At 44.8% G+C, this 19,202-nt stretch carries 22 protein-coding genes and 1 tRNA gene; 19 read left to right on the top strand and 4 right to left on the bottom strand.

Going from position 1 to position 19,202, the window contains the following annotated elements:
- The first annotated feature begins 3 nt into the window (after positions 1-3).
- Together hisG and hisD are read left to right on the top strand one after the other, a co-directional pair.
- The gene (hisG, locus tag ICN16_RS08940; protein WP_088526716.1) at positions 4-630 is read left to right on the top strand and encodes an ATP phosphoribosyltransferase; all 627 of its coding nucleotides are present in this window, start codon (positions 4-6) and stop codon (positions 628-630) included.
- Positions 631-641: 11 nt separating this feature from the next.
- Positions 642-1,964, top strand: coding sequence for a histidinol dehydrogenase (gene hisD, locus ICN16_RS08935; RefSeq protein WP_216136680.1), 1,323 nt, complete (start codon positions 642-644; stop codon positions 1,962-1,964).
- Positions 1,965-1,999: 35 nt separating this feature from the next.
- Here hisD and hisC read toward each other — a convergent pair whose 3' ends face one another.
- Positions 2,000-3,073, bottom strand: coding sequence for a histidinol-phosphate transaminase (gene hisC / locus ICN16_RS08930; RefSeq protein ID WP_216136679.1), 1,074 nt, complete (start codon positions 3,071-3,073; stop codon positions 2,000-2,002).
- A gap of 126 nt (positions 3,074-3,199) precedes the next feature.
- On the opposite strand from hisC, the gene hisB reads away from it, so the two are divergent.
- From hisB to tatC, 10 genes are all read left to right on the top strand, one after another.
- Entirely contained in the window at positions 3,200-3,787 is a 588-nt protein-coding gene (gene hisB / locus ICN16_RS08925; RefSeq protein WP_062307133.1) for an imidazoleglycerol-phosphate dehydratase HisB, read from the top strand.
- 62 nt (positions 3,788-3,849) lie between these two features.
- Positions 3,850-4,512, top strand: a complete 663-nt coding sequence (hisH, locus tag ICN16_RS08920) for an imidazole glycerol phosphate synthase subunit HisH (RefSeq protein WP_216136678.1) — start codon at positions 3,850-3,852, stop codon at positions 4,510-4,512.
- Between the two features lie 20 nt (positions 4,513-4,532).
- Positions 4,533-5,294: a 1-(5-phosphoribosyl)-5-[(5-phosphoribosylamino)methylideneamino]imidazole-4-carboxamide isomerase gene (gene hisA, locus ICN16_RS08915; protein ID WP_216136676.1), complete on the top strand. Its 762-nt coding sequence runs from the start codon at positions 4,533-4,535 to the stop codon at positions 5,292-5,294.
- Positions 5,295-5,305: 11 nt separating this feature from the next.
- The gene (hisF, locus tag ICN16_RS08910) at positions 5,306-6,064 is read left to right on the top strand and encodes an imidazole glycerol phosphate synthase subunit HisF (RefSeq protein WP_216136674.1); all 759 of its coding nucleotides are present in this window, start codon (positions 5,306-5,308) and stop codon (positions 6,062-6,064) included.
- Between the two features lie 39 nt (positions 6,065-6,103).
- The gene (gene hisI / locus ICN16_RS08905; protein WP_216136951.1) at positions 6,104-6,508 is read left to right on the top strand and encodes a phosphoribosyl-AMP cyclohydrolase; all 405 of its coding nucleotides are present in this window, start codon (positions 6,104-6,106) and stop codon (positions 6,506-6,508) included.
- Between the two features lie 44 nt (positions 6,509-6,552).
- Positions 6,553-6,954, top strand: coding sequence for a phosphoribosyl-ATP diphosphatase (locus tag ICN16_RS08900; protein WP_216136672.1), 402 nt, complete (start codon positions 6,553-6,555; stop codon positions 6,952-6,954).
- Between the two features lie 3 nt (positions 6,955-6,957).
- Entirely contained in the window at positions 6,958-7,314 is a 357-nt protein-coding gene (locus tag ICN16_RS08895; protein WP_216136670.1) for a histidine triad nucleotide-binding protein, read from the top strand.
- 16 nt (positions 7,315-7,330) lie between these two features.
- Positions 7,331-7,561: a Sec-independent protein translocase subunit TatA gene (gene tatA / locus ICN16_RS08890; RefSeq protein WP_216136669.1), complete on the top strand. Its 231-nt coding sequence runs from the start codon at positions 7,331-7,333 to the stop codon at positions 7,559-7,561.
- Positions 7,562-7,588: 27 nt separating this feature from the next.
- Positions 7,589-8,065 carry a Sec-independent protein translocase protein TatB gene (gene tatB / locus ICN16_RS08885; RefSeq protein WP_216136668.1) on the top strand — a complete coding sequence of 159 codons (477 nt, stop codon included), beginning with the start codon at positions 7,589-7,591 and terminating at the stop codon, positions 8,063-8,065.
- A 32-nt stretch (positions 8,066-8,097) separates the two neighbouring features.
- Positions 8,098-8,907 (top strand): twin-arginine translocase subunit TatC, encoded by an 810-nt coding sequence (tatC, locus tag ICN16_RS08880; protein WP_216136667.1) that lies wholly within the window; start codon positions 8,098-8,100, stop codon positions 8,905-8,907.
- On the opposite strand, the gene ICN16_RS08875 is transcribed toward tatC, so the two are convergent.
- The gene (locus tag ICN16_RS08875) at positions 8,892-10,367 is read right to left on the bottom strand and encodes a tetratricopeptide repeat protein (RefSeq protein WP_216136666.1); all 1,476 of its coding nucleotides are present in this window, start codon (positions 10,365-10,367) and stop codon (positions 8,892-8,894) included. The two genes, tatC and ICN16_RS08875, sit on opposite strands and share 16 nt — an antisense overlap.
- 208 nt (positions 10,368-10,575) lie before the next feature.
- Between ICN16_RS08875 and ICN16_RS08870 the strand changes: the two genes are divergently transcribed.
- Positions 10,576-11,862, top strand: a complete 1,287-nt coding sequence (locus tag ICN16_RS08870; protein WP_216136664.1) for a porin — start codon at positions 10,576-10,578, stop codon at positions 11,860-11,862.
- Between the two features lie 182 nt (positions 11,863-12,044).
- Here the strand turns inward: ICN16_RS08870 and ICN16_RS08865 are convergent, their stop codons facing one another.
- Together ICN16_RS08865 and mscL are read right to left on the bottom strand one after the other, a co-directional pair.
- Entirely contained in the window at positions 12,045-14,474 is a 2,430-nt protein-coding gene (locus ICN16_RS08865; RefSeq protein ID WP_216136662.1) for a tetratricopeptide repeat protein, read from the bottom strand.
- Positions 14,475-14,602: 128 nt separating this feature from the next.
- Positions 14,603-15,025: a large conductance mechanosensitive channel protein MscL gene (gene mscL, locus ICN16_RS08860; RefSeq protein ID WP_216136660.1), complete on the bottom strand. Its 423-nt coding sequence runs from the start codon at positions 15,023-15,025 to the stop codon at positions 14,603-14,605.
- A gap of 137 nt (positions 15,026-15,162) precedes the next feature.
- On the opposite strand from mscL, the gene petA reads away from it, so the two are divergent.
- From petA to ICN16_RS08830, 6 genes are all read left to right on the top strand, one after another.
- The gene (gene petA / locus ICN16_RS08855) at positions 15,163-15,765 is read left to right on the top strand and encodes a ubiquinol-cytochrome c reductase iron-sulfur subunit (protein WP_215302386.1); all 603 of its coding nucleotides are present in this window, start codon (positions 15,163-15,165) and stop codon (positions 15,763-15,765) included.
- 10 nt (positions 15,766-15,775) lie between these two features.
- The gene (locus ICN16_RS08850) at positions 15,776-17,176 is read left to right on the top strand and encodes a cytochrome bc complex cytochrome b subunit (RefSeq protein WP_216136659.1); all 1,401 of its coding nucleotides are present in this window, start codon (positions 15,776-15,778) and stop codon (positions 17,174-17,176) included.
- A 29-nt stretch (positions 17,177-17,205) separates the two neighbouring features.
- On the top strand, positions 17,206-17,979 hold the full coding sequence (locus ICN16_RS08845; protein WP_370625626.1) for a cytochrome c1: 774 nt from the start codon (positions 17,206-17,208) through the stop codon (positions 17,977-17,979).
- 79 nt (positions 17,980-18,058) lie between these two features.
- Positions 18,059-18,670: a glutathione S-transferase N-terminal domain-containing protein gene (locus tag ICN16_RS08840; RefSeq protein WP_062307169.1), complete on the top strand. Its 612-nt coding sequence runs from the start codon at positions 18,059-18,061 to the stop codon at positions 18,668-18,670.
- Positions 18,671-18,698: 28 nt separating this feature from the next.
- Entirely contained in the window at positions 18,699-19,100 is a 402-nt protein-coding gene (locus ICN16_RS08835) for a ClpXP protease specificity-enhancing factor (protein ID WP_216136657.1), read from the top strand.
- 18 nt (positions 19,101-19,118) lie between these two features.
- Positions 19,119-19,194, top strand: a tRNA-Thr gene (locus tag ICN16_RS08830).
- Positions 19,195-19,202: the final 8 nt, after the last annotated feature.

Below are 19,202 nucleotides of genomic sequence, written 5' to 3'. Positions count from 1 at the left end.
TCCATGAAGTTAACTTTAGCCCTCTCGAAGGGGCGTATCTTCGAAGAAACCGCCGAGATCTTATCCAAGATCGGTATCCGTCCGCTTGAGGACCCAGAAAAGTCACGCAAACTGATTATTGAGACCTCCAATCCGGATGTTCGCCTGATCATTGTTCGTGCTTCGGATGTGCCAACCTATGTTCAGTTTGGTGGCGCAGACTTCGGTGTTGCAGGTTTGGATGTATTGATGGAAAACGGTACCGACGGTCTATATGTTCCTTTTGATTTGAACATTGCTAAATGTCGTATGTCAGTTGCCGTCAAAGAAGGTTTTGATTACGCCGCTGCTGTAAAGCAGGGGTCACGTTTAAAAGTTGCCACCAAGTATGTCAATTGCGCACGTGAACACTTTGCTAATAAAGGCGTGCACATCGACACCATTCATTTGTATGGCTCCATGGAGTTAGCCCCTTTAGTTGGTTTGGCGGATGCGATTGTAGATTTGGTGTCTACAGGTAATACCTTGCGTGCTAATGGCTTGGTTGAGGTTGAGCCTATCGCTGACATCAGTGCACGCTTGGTTGTCAATCAGGCATCCTACAAGCGTAAGCGCACGCAATTACAGCCATTCTTTGAATTGTTGAAGTAAAGAAAATTCTCATGTCAGCAGAAGTCAAAGTCAAACGCCTTAATAGTAAAGATGCAGGGTTTAAAGAAACTCTGCTCTCTAGCCTTTCTTTGCCAATGGCAGATGATGAAGCGATTGATGCTGCGGTAGTAAAAATTCTGGCCCAAGTCAAAAGTGAAGGTGATGCAGCTGTACGCTCCTTTACAAAGCAGTTTGATCGCTTAAATGTGGCTAGCGTTACTGAGTTAGAGATTTCTCAAGAAGAATTAAAAATAGCTTACGAAGGTTTATCAGCTGAACAAAAAAATGCTTTGGATATTGCCGCGCAAAGAGTGCGCGCGTATCACGAGAAGCAAAAGATTGAAGCAGGTTGCCACTCTTGGGAATATGAAGAGGCCGATGGCACACGCTTAGGTCAGAAGGTTACAGCCTTAGATCGCGTGGGTATTTATGTTCCAGGCGGTAAAGCGGCTTACCCATCTTCCGTATTAATGAATGCGATTCCCGCAAAAGTGGCTGGCGTCAAAGAAGTCATCATGGTGGTGCCAACCCCCGATGGCGCTCGTAATCCTTTGGTCTTGGCTGCCGCCTATTTATCTGGCGTTGATCGTGTCTTTACAATTGGTGGCGCCCAAGCTGTTGGCGCCTTGGCTTATGGCACACAAACTATTCCGCCAGTGGACAAAATTGTTGGCCCTGGTAATGCCTATGTAGCCGCTGCCAAGCGCAGAGTGTTTGGCACTGTTGGTATCGACATGATCGCTGGCCCTTCAGAAATTTTGGTTCTCTGTGATGGCTCTAGCAATCCCGATTGGATTGCGATGGATTTATTTTCGCAAGCTGAACACGATGAGTTGGCTCAATCTATTTTGCTTTGCCCAGATGAGAAATTTATTGAGCAAGTGCAAGCAAGTATTAACAAGTTACTGCCTGAGATGCCGAGAAAAAAAGTGATCGAAGCATCGCTTGCTAATCGCGCTTTATTAATTCATGTCAATAATATGAGTGAGGCTTGTGAAATCGCTAATGCGATCGCTGCTGAGCATTTAGAAGTTTGTGCAACTGAGCCACGTAAATGGGCTGAGTTGATTCGTCATGCTGGCGCTATCTTTATGGGTAACTACACCAGCGAATCTCTGGGTGATTATTGCGCAGGTCCAAACCACGTTTTACCAACAGCGCGTACTGCGCGCTTCTCTTCGCCTTTAGGTGTCTATGACTTCATCAAGCGCTCAAGCATGATTGAAGTGAGTGAGGCAGGCGCTCAAACCCTGGGTGCTGTGGCCAGCACGCTTGCACACGGTGAAGGTCTGACGGCTCATGCTCGTGCAGCTGAGATGCGCCTGAAAAAATAAACTCAATCGCGGTTGAGAAAAAATTGCAGTACAACTTAAGCGCTAGCTAGAATCTCTTTCAGGGCAGCAATCAATTCGTTGGTTTGATCATCGGTACCAATGGTGATGCGCAGGAATTCTTCAATGCGTGGTGATTTGAAGTGACGCACGATAATTCCACGATCGCGTAATGCTTGATACAGCTTCGCTCCGGCATGTTCTGGGTGACGTGTAAAAATAAAGTTGGCTGTTGATGGCAGCGTATTAAAACCCAATGTGCTTAATTCAGTGACTAAGCGTTCGCGAGTTTGAGCTACTTTTTTGCTGGTAGATTCCAAATGGGCTTGATCTTGAATTGCAGCAATTGCTCCAGCTTGCGCCAAACGTCCTAGTGGGTAGGAGTTAAAACTGTTCTTCACTCGCTCTAGGCCTTCAATCAATGCTGGGTGGCCCACTGCAAATCCAACGCGAAGTCCTGCTAGGGCACGTGACTTCGATAGGGTATGAACGACCAAGAGGTTTTCTGGGCACGCATTTCCGCGAAGCAGGGGGATGCAAGACTCAGTCCCGTAATCGACATAGGCCTCATCAATCACCACGACTGAATCTGTATTTCTGCTCAACAGAGCTTCGATATCTGATCGCGGAATGGCTCGACCAGTAGGGGCATTGGGATTGGGGAAAATGATTCCACCATTGGGGGTTTTGAAATCCTCTACCCGAATCTCAAAATCAGGGCCCAGGGCCACTGTTTGATGGTTAATGCCAAATAACTTGCAATAGACTGGGTAGAAGCTATAGGTGATATCTGGAAATTGAACTGGTTTTGCTTGTTTGAGCAGACCTAAAAATACGTGGGCTAGGACCTCATCAGAGCCATTCCCTAAAAACACCTGTTTCGGGTTCAGTCCATGTAAATCGGCAATGGCTTTTTTCAGTGCCACCCCTTCAGGGTCGGGATAGAGCCTTAAATCATCCGTATTTTGTTGATTTATGGCGGCTAGAGCCTTGGGGGATGGACCATAAGGGCTCTCATTCGTATTGAGCTTTACCAACCGCTCCATTTGCGGTTGCTCCCCAGGAACGTAAGGGGTGAGGGTCTGAACAACGGGGCTCCAAAAGCGGCTCATGTGGGACTCTAGTCAAAAATCAGCAAAAGTGAATAAACGCTAGTAATCAAAATCGGCATTTATATCTGTATTAGGAATGATATTATGAGGCTTCAATCAACACTTCGCCTCGCGGCGCACTGAAGCATGCGGCAAGCCGACGTTACCCGAAACACTTCGGAAACCAAAATTCAAATTGCTATCAATTTAGATGGCACAGGTAAAGCTGAGCTAGCCTCTGGCGTACCCTTCCTAGACCATATGTTGGATCAAATTGCCCGTCACGGCATGATCGACCTTAAAGTGGTCGCTAAGGGCGATACCCATATTGATGATCACCACACTGTTGAGGATGTGGGTATTACCTTGGGTCAGGCGTTTGCTAAAGCAGTAGGTGACAAAGCCGGTATCACTCGTTACGGCCATTCTTACGTGCCTTTAGATGAAACCCTTTCTCGCGTAGTAATCGACTTTTCTGGTCGACCAGGACTGGAATTTAACGTGCCATTTACCCGCGCACGCGTAGGTGACTTTGATGTTGATCTCAGCATTGAGTTCTTCCGTGGTTTTGTAAACCATGCAGGAGTGACTTTGCACATCGATAATTTACGTGGCATTAATGCTCACCACCAGATTGAGACTGTGTTCAAGGCCTTTGGCCGTGCATTGCGCATGGCTTTGGAGTTGGATCCACGTGCTTCTGGTGTTGTTCCTTCTACTAAGGGCAGCCTCTAATCTAGAAAATTTCTAGTGTTGAGTAGAAGACTGTCAAAAAACCACAGAACATAGGCTAACAATTGGCGCAAACTATTGCGATCGTTGACTACGGAATGGGGAATCTACGTTCCGTATATCAGGCCTTTCATCATGTGGCTCCCGATGCCAATGTTTTGATTGCGCACACCCCTGAAGAAATTCTCTCCGCAGAGCGGGTAGTGCTCCCAGGGCAGGGTGCTATGCCAGATTGCATGAAACATCTAGAGGAGTCTGGTTTATTGGAGGCGTTGCTAGATGCCGCTAAAAATAAACCGCTCTTGGGTGTTTGTGTGGGCGAACAGATGCTGTTTGATCAAAGTGCCGAAGTGCGAGCCAATTCCAATGCTGCTTGGACACCTTGCTTGGGATTAATTCCTGGTGAGGTGCGACGCTTTGAATTGGCTGGCAAATTGCAGCCAGATGGATCAGCTTACAAGGTTCCCCATATGGGCTGGAACCAAGTACGCCAAGATCGCCAGCATCCACTTTGGGATGGCATTCCAGACTTGGCCAGTTTTTATTTTGTTCATAGTTACTATGTTGTGCCGCAGCGCAAGGAAGATATTGCGGGCTCTACCGAATATGGTGATTGGTTTACTTCTGCAGTTGCAAGGGATAATATTTTTGCAACGCAATTTCATCCAGAAAAAAGTGCAGAATACGGATTAAAGCTCTACAAAAATTTTGTTTCTTGGCAACCTTAATACTTATCTAAGCTAACGCTATGCTGCTGATACCCGCGATTGATTTAAAAGATGGCCACTGTGTTCGACTCGAGCAAGGTGACATGGATAAAGCCACTGTATTTTCCGAAGATCCAGGCGCCATGGCTGCGCATTGGATTGGTAAAGGCGCGCGTCGTTTACATCTCGTCGATCTGAATGGTGCATTTGCTGGCAAGCTGAAAAATGAGTCTGCGATTAAGTCGATCCTCAAGGCGGTTGGTGACGAGATTCCGGTTCAACTGGGTGGCGGTATTCGCGATCTTGAAACAATTGAACGTTTATTAGATGACGGTATTAGTACAGTGATTATTGGTACTGCTGCAGTCAAGAGCCCTGGTTTTGTTCAGGATGCCTGCACAGCTTTCCCTGGCCACATCATGGTTGGCTTGGATGCGCGTGATGGCAAAGTGGCAACAGATGGTTGGAGCAAGATCACGGGTCATGAAGTAATCGACCTTGCTAAGAAGTTTGAAGATTACGGCGTTGAAGCAATCATCTATACCGACATTGGTCGCGATGGCATGATGAAGGGCATCAACATGGATGCCACAGTTAAGTTGGCTCAGGCTATTCGGATTCCGGTGATTGCCAGCGGCGGTTTATCTAACAATCAAGATATTGAAGCGCTCTGCGAAGCAGAGGCTGAGGGTGTGATGGGTGTAATTGCTGGGCGCTCAATTTATGCTGGCGACTTAGATTTAACTGCTGCGCAAAAATATGCCGATGAGTTAACGCTTAAGTTCGCCAAGAAAATTATTTAGATTGCTCAATAGTGCTCACTAAACGAATTATTCCTTGTCTTGATGTGACGGCAGGGCGCGTTGTGAAAGGCGTGAACTTTGTTGGTTTGCGCGACGCAGGTGATCCTGTTGAGATTGCTAAGCGCTACGACACACAAGGTGCAGATGAGCTTACCTTCTTGGATATCACCGCCACCTCAGATGGTCGTGATCTGATATTGCACATCATTGAAGATGTTGCTTCTCAAGTATTTATTCCTTTAACAGTTGGCGGTGGTGTGCGCGCAGTTGCTGATGTTCGCCGCTTGCTGAATGCGGGCGCTGACAAAGTGAGTATGAATTCTTCTGCAGTGGCGAATCCAGATTTAGTTTCGGATGCGGCTGCTTATTACGGTTCGCAATGCATTGTTGTAGCGATTGATGCCAAGAAGACTGAGGCAGGAAACTGGGAAGTCTTCACTCATGGCGGCAGAACTGCGACTGGCATGGATGTCGTTACATGGGCTTCTGAAGTTGCTCAGCGTGGTGCCGGAGAAATTCTTCTCACTAGTATGAATCGCGATGGTAGTAAAGACGGTTTTGATCTTGAGTTAACTGCAGCCGTTAGTGATGCGGTTAGCGTTCCGGTGATCGCATCTGGTGGCGTCGGCAATTTGCAGCACTTAGTCGATGGCATTACTAAAGGTCATGCTGATGCAGTGCTTGCGGCAAGTATTTTTCATTATGGTGAATACACTGTTGGTCAAGCAAAAGAATATATGGCGAGCCAGGGTATTCCCATCCGCATTTAAGTGCAGACGATCCACTAAGAAAATAATTCGAAGATGAGCATGAAAAATACCTTCACTCCAATTGAGTCTTTAGAGGCTGGAGCATGGCTAGATGCCGTTACTTGGAATGAGCAAGGTTTGGTTCCAGTGATTACTCAGGAAGTGGGTAGTAAAGATATTTTGATGATGGCCTGGATGAATCGCGACGCTTTGTTGGCCACTTTGCGCTTAGGCGAGGCTGTGTATTGGACTCGCTCCAGACAAAAACTATGGCACAAGGGTGAAGAATCTGGCCATACTCAAAAGGTAAAAGAAATCCGACTCGATTGCGATGGCGATACCATTTTGCTGATGGTTGAGCAAAAAGACGGTATTGCTTGTCACACTGGCGAACATAGTTGTTTCTTTATGCGATGGGATTCGGCTAAATCTGCCTGGGATGACGAGTCTAAGGACCCTAAATAACCCATCCCTCGTCTTCCTAGCAATAAAAGACATAAAATCACCTGATGACTAGTTCAGCACAAAATCCTTCTAATTTAGACTCCGCCTTGGCTCATCTGGCCAATGTGGTTGACCAGCGTCGAGATGCATTTAAGGCTGGCCAGGCCGATCCCAAGACCTCTTACACCGCCTTACTCTTTTCTAAGGGTGATGATGGGATCTTGAAAAAGATTGGCGAGGAAGCCACAGAGGCGGTGATGGCGGCCAAAGATGCGCGTAACTCCAATCTGGCTCCAGAACAACAAAAGCTCTTGGTGGGTGAGATGGCTGACCTTTGGTTTCATTGTCTTATTGCCTTGTCACAGTTTGGTTTGAGGCCTGAAGACGTGATTTCTGAGTTGGAGCGTCGCCTAGGCACTTCTGGCATCGAAGAAAAAGCTGCCAGAAAAGCTGCAAGCAAGGAGTAATTCATGTCCCACGATCCAAATTGCCTGTTTTGCAAGATTTCTCAAGGCTTAATACCATCCCAGAAGGTCTATGAGGATGAAGAAATCTATGCTTTTAAAGATATCAACCCAGCTGCGCCAATCCATTTTTTGATGATTCCCAAAAAGCATATTCCTATGCTGGAGTCTGCGGAAGTGGTGGATGCGCCATTGCTAGGTAGAATGATGGAATTAGCACCGCGTCTCGCCAAAGAGCAAGGCTGTCGTCCCGGAAAGGATGGTGGTTTTAGATTAGTGGTGAACAATGGTGCAGATGGTGGGCAAGAGGTTTATCACTTGCACTTGCATGTGATGGGCGGTCCGCGCCCCTGGAAAAAATAGTCCAAGGAGATTAAAAATGGGTTCATTTAGCATTTGGCATTGGTTGATTGTTTTGGTGATCGTGATGTTGGTATTCGGTACCAAAAAATTGCGCAATATCGGCTCTGACTTAGGTGGCGCTGTTAAAGGCTTCAAAGATGGTATGAAAGCCCCTGAGGGAGCTGAAGAGCCAAAAGAACAAATTCAGAGCGCTGCTGCATCAACAGAAAAAACTGTAGATGTACAAGCAAAAGACGTAAACAAGTAATTCAGATTTAAATAATGCGCAGCTGCAATGATTGATCTCGGAGTTTCAAAGCTTGCACTCATTGCAGTAGTTGCATTGGTGGTGGTTGGTCCCGAGCGTCTTCCTAAGATCGCCCGCATGGCAGGTAATTTATTTGGGCGCGCTCAACGCTATATGGCTGAGGTCAAGTCTGAGGTGAGTCGACAGATGGATGTTGAGGAGTTTAAGAAACTCCGTGAAGAAAGCGTTTCCGCATTTAAAGATGTTGAGAACTCTATTCAGTCTACTGTTCAAGAGGCTGGTGCGAATCTCAGCGATCAAGCTGATATTTATGAGAATAATTTCACGAGAGCCCCTCTTGATGAAAAAGAAGTATTTCGTAAGTCTATGCGCCAGGGTCGTAAAAGTTGGGGTGTGAGACGTGCCGCTAGGCCGGTATGGTTTAAGCATTCCACTGGCATGCGTACTAGAGTCCAATCAGGCGCTGCACGCATGAAGCGCTTTCATCACAGTGCTGGTAAATAAACCAGCCCAAATAAAAGCAAATACGAATAGTAATGACGCAAAATAATTCAACAGAAGATTCAGGCTTACAAGAATCTTTCTTGTCTCATTTATTTGAGTTGCGTGATCGCATCATTAAGTCAGCCTTAGCAATCATTGTGGTGTTCGTTTGCTTGGTTTATTGGGCGCCTGATATTTTTCATTTGTTTGCCCAACCATTGCTTCAGGCATTGCCCGCTGGCGGAAAGATGATCGTTACTGATGTGACGGGTTCATTCTTTGTACCTATGAAAGTCACGATGTTGGTTGCTTTCTTAATTGCCCTGCCGGTAGTGATGTATCAGTTATGGGCGTTTATTGCCCCGGGTTTATATCAACACGAGAGAAAGTTGATCGTGCCCCTGGTTATAAGTAGCTACAGCCTTTTCATTTTTGGTATGGCGTTTGCTTACTTCCTGGTGTTCCCTACCGTGTTTCAATTCATGGCAAGTTACAACGCACCTTTAGGCGCAGAGATGTCGACAGATATTGATAACTATCTTAGCTTTGCGATGACTACCTTCTTGGCGTTTGGCATTACCTTTGAGGTACCAGTAGTTGTCGTGGTGCTTGTGCGCATGGGTATCGTGCCACTAGCTAAGCTCAGAGAAATTCGTCCATACGTCATTGTTGGTGCATTTGTAATTTCAGCGATCGTGACGCCACCAGATGTGCTCTCGCAATTGTTGTTGGCAGTGCCAATGAGCTTGCTCTATGAGCTGGGATTGTTGATAGCGCGTTTCTATGTTCCCAAACCATCAGAGGATGATGGAGATACAACCGACACCAAATCAAAAGACATCGACCCTCAAGCCACTGCTTGATCTTGTGAGAAGGTGGTTTTAAGCCACTCGCTTACTCTATCAAAGCGATAACGTCGTTGTCGCAAATTACCCTCTTGGTCTGCTTCACTGCCTGCAAAAGCCTTGCCTGCTGCTAAGAGTGAGCGACGTTGTTGGGTGGTATCAATTTGGATCAATCTAGGTAGAATTTTTGGCAACTCATGCCGAATATCTACTACGACACAATGCTCATGCTGCAGTTCGCCAACATCACATAAAAGCAATTCAGCTTTGCTGAAGTTAAATTGATTCGCGATGATGAGTCTATGGCACAGCAAGATCCACTCATGATCAAGCTTATATTCCGCATGATGATTTAATGCTTCTTCTGCGAATGTTGCTAACTCATGCCAATCATTTTCTTTCGGGTTAGAAACATTCTCCAAAATCTTCCCTAGCAATTCTTTTGCCTCAGGCACTCCTTGCTGGTGTGCTTGCCAAATCCAATAAGAGGCTTGAAGACCCCGAATTTTCTCTTCTACTTTTTCACGCTTGCGCCATAAGTTTGCGCCTCTTCTAAATTGTGCTTGCGCATGACCTAGATCTGCGGCACGATCAAAACACCGATCACTTTCAGCAGCGTTATATCCGGAGAACTGAGGACGGCGATAAATTTCTCCTAATGCAAACCAAGCATCGCGATCACCATCTTTGGCAGCCAGCTCTAACCAATAGGCTGCTTTCTTGAGGGAGGCATTGGATTTACCTACAGGCTCATTCACAAGCTTGCCAGCAGGTTCATTCTCATTAAATTGCGCTAGACGTAAACCTAGCGTGAGTTTGGCAATCGTCAATCCCAGCTCAGCTGCTTGCATGAGTGCTGCTTCGTTCTTGTCGGAGATCCAAGCATTCCAAAGAGAGGAAAGTGCCTCATCTTTTGGTTGCAGCTGAATTAATAGTTCTTTCGCAGAATTGGTAAACGCCGTATCTGAGTCAGCTAGCCCTAGAAGAAATTCCTTTGCCGTCTTTTGCAAAGAAAAAAAATCAGCTCCATCATTTCCTTGCTTCAAAAGCCACGCTGAAAGCTCTTCCTGTAAATCTTTTTTATTGGGGTTGAGTAAAAGTTCTGCAAGTTGCCATTGGGCTGCATAGCTGGCATCAATATCAGATTGGGCAATCCTCCAAAATGATTCCCAGCCAAAAGAAAATGCCGGTGAATTAAAGGTTCCCTCCAAAGGCACGGCCGAGATTTGCTCTAGGATTTCTAAAATTTCTGGTGAATAGCCACCCAAATCAGAAATTTCAGTATTACTTAAGCTTAACTGGCTAACTATCTGATTCTGAAGGGATAAGTAGGCTTTTTCCAGCCAAATCAATGCGTTAGCTGGTTGAATTGGAGTTTTCAAGGCGCCAGTCAAATAGGCATATGCCAAATTTTGTTGTGCGGATACATCACCTAATCGTGCAGATTGGAGGATTTTTAAGAATTCACGACTTGCCATGTGACAATTTTGGCATTCCAGGCCTTAAAAGAACAGAAATCAAAGCTCTTGTTGCCCTGATACAACGAAGAAAGCCAAAAAACTGCCTTTTGACAAGCAAAAAGAGCTCCTAATTGCCCTTAACCCCAGTCTAGCGGGGCAAAACAAGCAAAATTCATAGGTCCCAGTTTTATTCGGGCATTACTTTCAATTTATGGAGATTTAAAGAATGAAAAAATCGCTATTAGCAGTTGCAGCAATCGGCGCGTTTGCGTCAGCAGCTCAAGCTCAGTCATCTGTGACTGTTTACGGTATTTTGGACGTTGGTTATGTTGGTGGCAATGCAAAAGCTTCCACAGTTAACGCTACTGGTGGACAAATTACACCAGCTGAAAACGTTAGCTTGTTTGGCCAATCTGCTCAAACAACTAGCCGTTTAGGCTTCAAAGGTACTGAAGATTTGGGCGGCGGTTTGTCAGCTCTTTTCACATTTGAAACAGGTCTTCAGCCACAACAAACTTCACTCTCTTCCTTTAATAACCGTCAAGCATTTGTTGGCTTGGCTAAAAAAGGTGCGGGTAATGCACGTATCGGTACTCAGTACACTCCAATTCACGAAGCTGTAGGCGCTACTGGTGCTAACCAACAGAACAACTTAGTTGGTGACGTAATCTACCCACAAAATACTGGCCTCACAAACCGCGACGGTAGCGCAAGCAACGCCAACGCTGGTTACACAGTACGTTCAAACAACATGTTGCGCTTTGAGTCAGAGTCTTTTGCTGGTTTCACTGGTAAGGCTTTCATGGTTCAAAATGCACGTAATGAGAACCAAACTTCATACGCTACAAATTCAACATCTACTGCAACTGCTGCTTACACAAGTGGTCTAGGTTACGTTGGTGGCAACACAAATAGCAATGGTTGGGGTCTTGGCGTTAACTACACATGGCAAAAATTGTTGGTTTCAGCTAACTACCAGTCATTCACTACAGAAAACGCATGGAATCAACAAACTAATCAAGTTGCTGTAGGCGTTGCTGGAACTACTCCTGTGACACGTACTCAAGCTGCTCAAACTGGCATCTTGACTAACATGAAAGACAACCAAGTTTACGCTGGTGCAACTTATGACTTCGGTATCTTGAAGGCTTACGCTCAGTACGTAAACCGTAAAGAGACTTCTGGTCTTGATTCAAATGCATACGCTAAGCGTTCAGCTCAGCAAATCGGTGTACGTAGCTTCGTAACACCAACTGTTGAAGTTTGGGCATCTGGTGGTATGGGCCGTTACACAGCATTCGGTTACGCTAACCCAACAACTGACTTTACTGGTTACCAGTTGGGTGCTAACTACTGGTTGAGCAAGCGTACAAACTTGTACACAATCTTTGGTGCAACTAATACATCACAAAGCTCTGGCCAAGTTGTTCTGTCAAACGGAACTACTTCTATGGCTCGTTCATTCAGCGCAAATGCTAATAACTACGCTGTTGGTGTACGTCACACTTTCTAATTGGATGCTAGCTTAGGCTAGTTGAAAGTTAGTTTGGTATTAAATGAACCCACTGTGGAAACACAGTGGGTTTTTTCTTGGGGATAGAAATTGAAGCGCCAGTACTGCTATAGATTGGTGATTGCTACAATGACTGAAAAAGCGGAGTTAAATTCCGTCATAAGAAAAGCTTGAGCAATGCTTTAAATGGTGGGGCTTGAAGAAGACCCACGAAGTTTATCTATTAGGAAGTATTCTAGGGCTCTGACAACGCTAGTATCCTCGTAGAGTAAATGCTTCATTTCATGCATTTGCTTTCTTACTTCCCCGGAGAATTGTTGATCTTGAGCTAACTTAACAGCTAACTCAATGTACTCAACATCATCGGATGCAATTAGTCGAGATAGCCCAATTCGTCTTAGTAGACCAACGGCAAGACGGCCCCGCATAAATCGATCATCTTTTGTCACGATTGGTAGCGTGCATTCAATGGCCTGTATTGCAGTATTAAACCCAGAAAAACCTATCGTGTCTAAAAAAACACTGGATTTACCCATCAACCCATAAAATTGGCTCGAATTAAGCCAAGGAATGAAGACAACGAATTCATCAATAGATAGGTTCGCAGCATTAAATTTTGCTGTGAGGCGCAGTTTCACTTTATGAGATAGATCTTCATGGTGATGAAAGAAGACTAGCTTGCATTTCCCCAGGCGCTTTGCAATTTCAACCAAAATCCAATCATTTTTAGGATCATATTTATAGGGCGTTCCAGGGCATAGCAAAATCGGCGTTTCTTCATCAAAAGAGACTCCCTCGAGCACAGGCTGAACCGGCGTTATAGGAATCCGGTAGTAGCAACTGGCTAAATTGGGAAGTTGAATAAGGGTTTCCGTATAAGCATCAATGCCTTGTGGCTCATATAATTCCCCCGATAAATAGTAGTCAATAGTTGGCAGGCCAGTCGTTTCTGGGTGCCCCCAGGCCACCATTTGTAGATCACTCAGCCGAAGGCTTGCAAGTTGAGCGGTTAATTGATGCATTCCAATTTCTGGATAAATTAATGCATCAATATTTTTTTCAGAAATTAATTTAGCCCACGAAAGAAGCGAAGACTCGCCATTTGAGAAGGAGGTGGATTTTAGTTTTGCGAAGTTTGTTTCTTCATCAAGCACAGCCCCCAAATAAAATAGATGCACTTCAAATCGATTTGGATCTAAGTTACTTAAAAAACCTTTTGTGATTGCATGCCAAACTGAGTGGTCATAAATATGACTACTAACAATGCCAATCTTAATTTTGCTGTATTCAATCTTTTTTGATGGACCTATTTGATTTGTCAGCTGCCAATGATGCATGAATCGATCGCAAATCAGTCCGTACTCTTTAAGCAGTTCCTTATTATTCAAATTTTGGTAAGCCAAATAGAATGGCTGGTGCATTCCAACTACTTTGTGTAGGCCATCTAATTTGTTATCAGAGATCGATTCATTCAATAGCTTTAGTTCAAGTAAAAATTGATTTCTTAAAAATTCAAGATCTTCATCTTCACTCAAAAGAGTGGGGATATAAGTAAAAGCTTTAGTCCATCTTGCAGGATAAAAATCAGGATTTAAATCTAACGCTTTTTGAAAATGTGATCTGGCTTCAAGTGCTTGCGATAACTCTAGATAGGTGGCACCCATGCTGAACCAGTAGTCTGGTTTATTGGGATCAATCTCAAGTGCTTTCTTAAACTCAACTATGGCCTGCCTGTAGCGCTTTGTTTGGCTTAGTGCAACGCCCTTATGATAATAGGAGTCAGCAAAATGAGGGTTAAGCTCAATAGCCTTGTTGTATTCGTATAGGGCATCGGAGGGTCGATGCAGCTTATGGAGAGCAACTCCCTTCCCATAAAAATTTTCATACAAATTCGGATTGAGATGAGTTGCTTTGTCAAAATGAATGAGCGCTTGGTTATATTGCCCAAGCTCATTAAGGGTAATGGCCTTATTGGAATGAGCTTTGTCAGATAGGGGCTGGAGTCGCAATGCTTCATCACAGGCAACCAGGGCTTCATGATGTTTCCCCAGTTTATTGAGGGGTAGACTTTGATTTAGCCAAGCCTCAAATAAATGTGGATTTAGTCTACACGCTTCTTGATAGGATTTAATTGAATCGTCAAATAAATTGAGACTGCAAAGAGAACTTCCTCTGTTTATCCAGGCCTCTGGGATTTGAGGGTTAACTTTAATTGCTTGGTCTGCATTGTTTAAGGCGTGTTGATATTCTTTTAATTCGTTATAGGCTGAGCTGACATTGATCAGTGTGTCTGCATCATTAGGGTCAATCTTTAACGCTAATTCATAGGCCTTAATTGCTTCTTGATTGTTACCACTCAATGAATAAACTAAACCTAGGTTGTAATAAATTTTTATTTGATCAGTTATTTTTGAGCTTAAGCTTTTTAGTATGAGTAGGGCGTCTGGCAGTTTGCTGTGTTGTGCGCACGAAATACTTAATTCAAGTAAGTAGTTGATGTTTGCTGCGCCCTGCTCTACAGCAGTAAAAATTAAAGCTTCCTGATTTACAAGCGTGTTATTTCGTATGCGATCAATGATTTCTAAAATGATCTGTGGCGGATTTGCATTCATTACTAATCTTATTAAATAACTCTTGTTCTAAGTTAATGAATTTACGCCCCATCAATGTAGCCTGATTTATAACCCGCAAAAGTAAGGGCTATCGGCGATGGGCTGCCACACATTAAACGGGGGAGTGCTTATTTTTTAAGGCTGTCACGAATTTCACGCAAAAGCATAATATCTTCCGGTGTTGGTGGTGCTGGTGGAGCATCCATGACCCGAATCTTATTAACAACTTTCACCATCTGAAAGATCACAAAGGCCAGTAGGATGAAGTTAATGGAGATGGTGATGAAGTTGCCATAGGCAAAAATGGGCACCCCAGCTTTCTTAAGAGCATCAAAAGTTCTTGGAACGCCCTCTGGAATCTTGCCCAGCACCAAAAATAGGTTGGTAAAGTCAATATGACCCCCTAAAAGGGTGGAAATGACCGGCATCACGATGTCATTGACTAATGAGTCCACAATCTTTCCAAATGCTCCGCCGATGATTACACCCACGGCTAGGTCAATCACATTGCCTTTAACTGCAAAGTCCCGAAATTCCTTTAAAACAGCCATAAATCCCCCTCTTTTCTAATTCATTGGGATTATCTCAAGATTAACCCCATAACTTTGTTGCATACCCCATTTTTTACTTTAAAATCTTACCTTTAAGCAATTTCCACCTATAAATGCTCTTCCGAGGAATTTTGTAAATGAGTGACAAGCCCTGTATGGACAAGGATCGCCGCAATTGGTTGATCGCTACTTCAGCGGTTGGCGGCGTAGGCGCAGCCGCAGCCCTTTACCCTTTTGTTGATAGTTTTGAGCCTTCTGAGCGAGCTAAAGCCGCTGGGGCTGCGGTAGAGATCGATATTGCTGGCATGCAGCCAGATGAGATGAGAATGGTTGAGTGGCGCGGTAAGCCTGTATGGGTTGTCCGTCGCACTCCTGAGCAGGTTGCAGAGCTATCTAAAATTGATTCAGAGCTCGCAGACCCTGATTCTTTAAGGGATCCAGCCCAATTTACACCTCCTTATGCCCAAAATCAATGGCGCTCTATTAAGCCTGAGTACCTCGTAGTTGTGGGTATTTGCACCCATTTAGGCTGCTCCCCAACGGCGAAGTTTGAATCGGGCCCACAGCCATCATTGCCAAATACTTGGCCAGGTGGCTTCCTTTGCCCATGCCACGGCTCTACATTTGATATGGCAGGCCGCGTATTTAAGAACAAACCAGCCCCAGACAATATGGAAGTGCCGCCACATATGTATTTGAGCGATACCAAGATTCTGGTTGGCGAAGATAAGAAGGCCTAAGGAGAGATAAATGGCATTTCACGAAAAAGAAGTCCCTGCGGATGCTTCCGGCGCACAAAAGCTCATGGCTTGGGTGGATTCACGCCTACCAGTAACAGAAGCGTTTAAGCGTCACATGAGCGAGTACTACGCTCCAAAGAACCTCAATTTTTTCTATATTTTTGGTGCATTAGCTATTGTTGTTTTGGCTATTCAGATCATTACCGGCATTTTCTTGGTAATGAACTACAAACCAGATGCTGCTAAAGCGTTTGAGTCTGTTGAATACATCATGCGTGAGGTTCCATGGGGCTGGCTGATTCGCTACATGCATTCCACTGGCGCTTCGATGTTCTTTGTAGTGGTTTACATGCACATGTTCCGTGGCTTGATCTACGGCTCTTATCGCAAGCCGCGTGAACTGATTTGGATTTTCGGTTGCGCGATTTTCTTGTGTCTGATGGGTGAAGCATTCTTCGGTTACTTGCTCCCATGGGGTCAGATGTCTTACTGGGGTGCTCAGGTTATCGTGAATTTATTCTCTGCGATTCCATTGATTGGGCCAGACCTGTCTTTATGGTTGCGTGGCGATTACGTAGTTGGTGATGCAACATTGAATCGCTTCTTCGCATTCCACGTAATTGCTATTCCATTGGTCCTCATTGGATTGGTTGCTGCCCATATTCTTGCCTTGCATGAAGTTGGCTCAAACAATCCGGATGGTGTAGAAATTAAAGATACGCTGGATGCTAATGGCCATCCAGTTGACGGAATTCCTTTCCACCCTTATTACAGCGTTCATGATGTCATGTACTTGGGTGGATTCTTGATGGTGTTTGCTTGCATCGTGTTCTTTGCCCCAGAGATGGGCGGTTACTTCTTAGAGGCAAATAACTTCATTCCTGCAAACCCATTTGTTACTCCAACACACATTGCACCGGTTTGGTATTTCACGCCGTTCTACTCAATGTTGCGTGCAACTACTTCAAACTTCTTATTGCCTTTGTGGATCTTCTTAGCAGTGATTTTGGGTATGTTTGCCCTCAAGTCCAAAGACATTAAAGTGAAGGGCGCATGTGCAGCAATTGCATTGGTGCTCGCCGCTGGCTTCTATGCATTTGATGCCAAATTCTGGGGAGTTGTGATCATGGGTGGTTCAGTAGTGATCATGTTCTTCTTGCCTTGGTTAGATCACTCTCCAGTGAAATCGATTCGTTACCGTCCTGAATTCCATAAATATATCTACGGTGTATTTATTGTTAGCTTCGTGATTTTGGGTTACTTGGGTATCGAGCCACCATCACCTGTATTTGAAAAGATTTCTCAGATTTGCACTATTTATTATCTGGGCTTCTTCTTGGCAATGCCATTCTGGAGCAAGCTTGGTACGTTCAAGCCAGTCCCAAATCGCGTTACTTTTAAGTCCCATTAATTCAGATACCCGAGAAATTAGGAACTAGTATGAAACGAATTCTGCAAACTTTGATGGGCGTCTGCCAAGCAACTGTTTTAGTTGCTGCCCTAGGCTTTGGCGTGAGTGCTAATGCCAATGAAGGTGGCTTCCCATTAGATACTGCACCAAACCGCGTAAGCAATAACGCTTCATTGCAAAACGGTGCCAAGTTATTTGTGAACTATTGCTTGAACTGTCATGCAGCCTCAAGCATGCGCTACAACCGCATGCGTGATATTGGTTTGACAGATCAACAAATCAAAGATAACTTGATTTTGACTGATGCCAAAGTTGGCGATCTCATGACGATCTCCATGACGCCAAAAGAAGGCAAGGCGTTCTTTGGTAAAACTCCTCCTGACTTATCTGTAGAGGCGCGAGCACGTGGTACTGACTGGCTCTATACCTACTTCCGTACTTTCTACAAAGATGACACCACCCAAACTGGCTGGAATAACTTGGTATATCCAAACGTAGGTATGCCACACGTTCTCTGGCAGTTACAGGGTGAGCGCGCTGCGAAGTTTGAAGAGCGCAAAGACCCGCATGACGAAAGTCGTATGGAGAAGGTATTTGTTGGTTTTGAGCAGCTAACACCTGGAACTATGAAGCCACAAGAGTATGACGACAATATTGCTGACTTAGTTGCATTTATGTCCTGGATGGCAGAGCCTGTTCAGCTTCAGCGTAAGCGTCTTGGTGTTGTTGTGCTGCTCTTCTTGGCGATTTTCACTCTGTTGGCCTGGCGTTTGAACAAGGCTTACTGGAAAGATATTCACTAAGTCAAAATTGCAATGGATTTAAAGTCGCATTAGTTTGTGCGTTTGTTGTATTGAAGTAGATATTTAAGGAAATAAATTTATGATGGTGTTGTACTCGGGTACTAACTGCCCATTCTCGCAACGCTGCCGTTTGGTGCTTTTCGAAAAAGGCATGGATTTTGAGATCCGTGATGTTGACTTGTTTAACAAGCCAGAAGACATCTCGGTTATGAACCCTTATGGCCAAGTTCCAATCTTGGTTGAGCGTGACTTAATTTTGTATGAGTCAAACATCATCAATGAATATATTGATGAGCGTTTTCCTCACCCGCAATTGATGCCGCCTGATCCTGTAGCTCGTGCACGTGCGCGCCTTTTCCTCTTTAATTTTGAGAAAGAGTTATTTGTGCATGTGGCTGCCTTAGAGAATGAAAAGGGCAAGGCCGCAGAGAAGGTTCACGAAAAAGCGCGTTTAGCGATTCGTGATCGCTTGACTCAGTTGGCTCCAATTTTCGTGAAGAATAAGTACATGTTGGGCGAAGAGTTCTCCATGCTTGATGTTGCTATTGCTCCTTTATTGTGGCGTTTAGAGCATTACGGTATTGACCTCTCTCGAAATGCGGCTGCTTTGTTGAAATACGCCGAGCGCATTTTCAGCAGACCCGCTTATATCGAGGCTTTGACCCCTTCTGAAAAGGTAATGCGCCGCTAAGCGGTTCATTACTCAGGCGGCTAACAGCATGTCTGATATTCCAAGCAATAAACCCTACCTAATCCGTGCGCTACATCAGTGGTGTACGGATTTTCGTTTTACCCCCTTTATCGCTGTTTTTGTAGATGAAAATGTAGAGGTGCCTATGGAGTTTGTTAAGAATGATGAAATCGTTCTTAATTTGTCTCTTGAGGCCTGCCATCAGCTGAATTTAGATAATGACTGGATTAGCTTTCAGGCTAGATTTGGTGGGGTTCCTAGAAAGATCATGGTTCCCGTTACACATGTACTGGCGATTTATGCCCGAGAAAATGGCCAGGGAATGTCCTTCCCATTTGACGCTTCAAAGCTGCCGGCTCCTAGCCCTCAGGAAAATGAGCCTGCTGAAAAGTCAAAGATAAACAGACCTTCCTTGACGATTGTGAAATAGGTTAAAATATTATCCGTTGCCCCTTTAGCTCATCTGGTAGAGCAACTGATTTGTAATCAGTAGGTGGTCTGTTCGAGTCGGACAAGGGGCACCAAATTCAAA

Source organism: Polynucleobacter sp. es-MAR-4, assembly GCF_018882055.1.
Lineage (GTDB): Bacteria > Pseudomonadota > Gammaproteobacteria > Burkholderiales > Burkholderiaceae > Polynucleobacter.
Note: the sequence above shows the minus strand (reverse complement) of the source record. Positions and strands in the feature narration are given on the sequence as shown.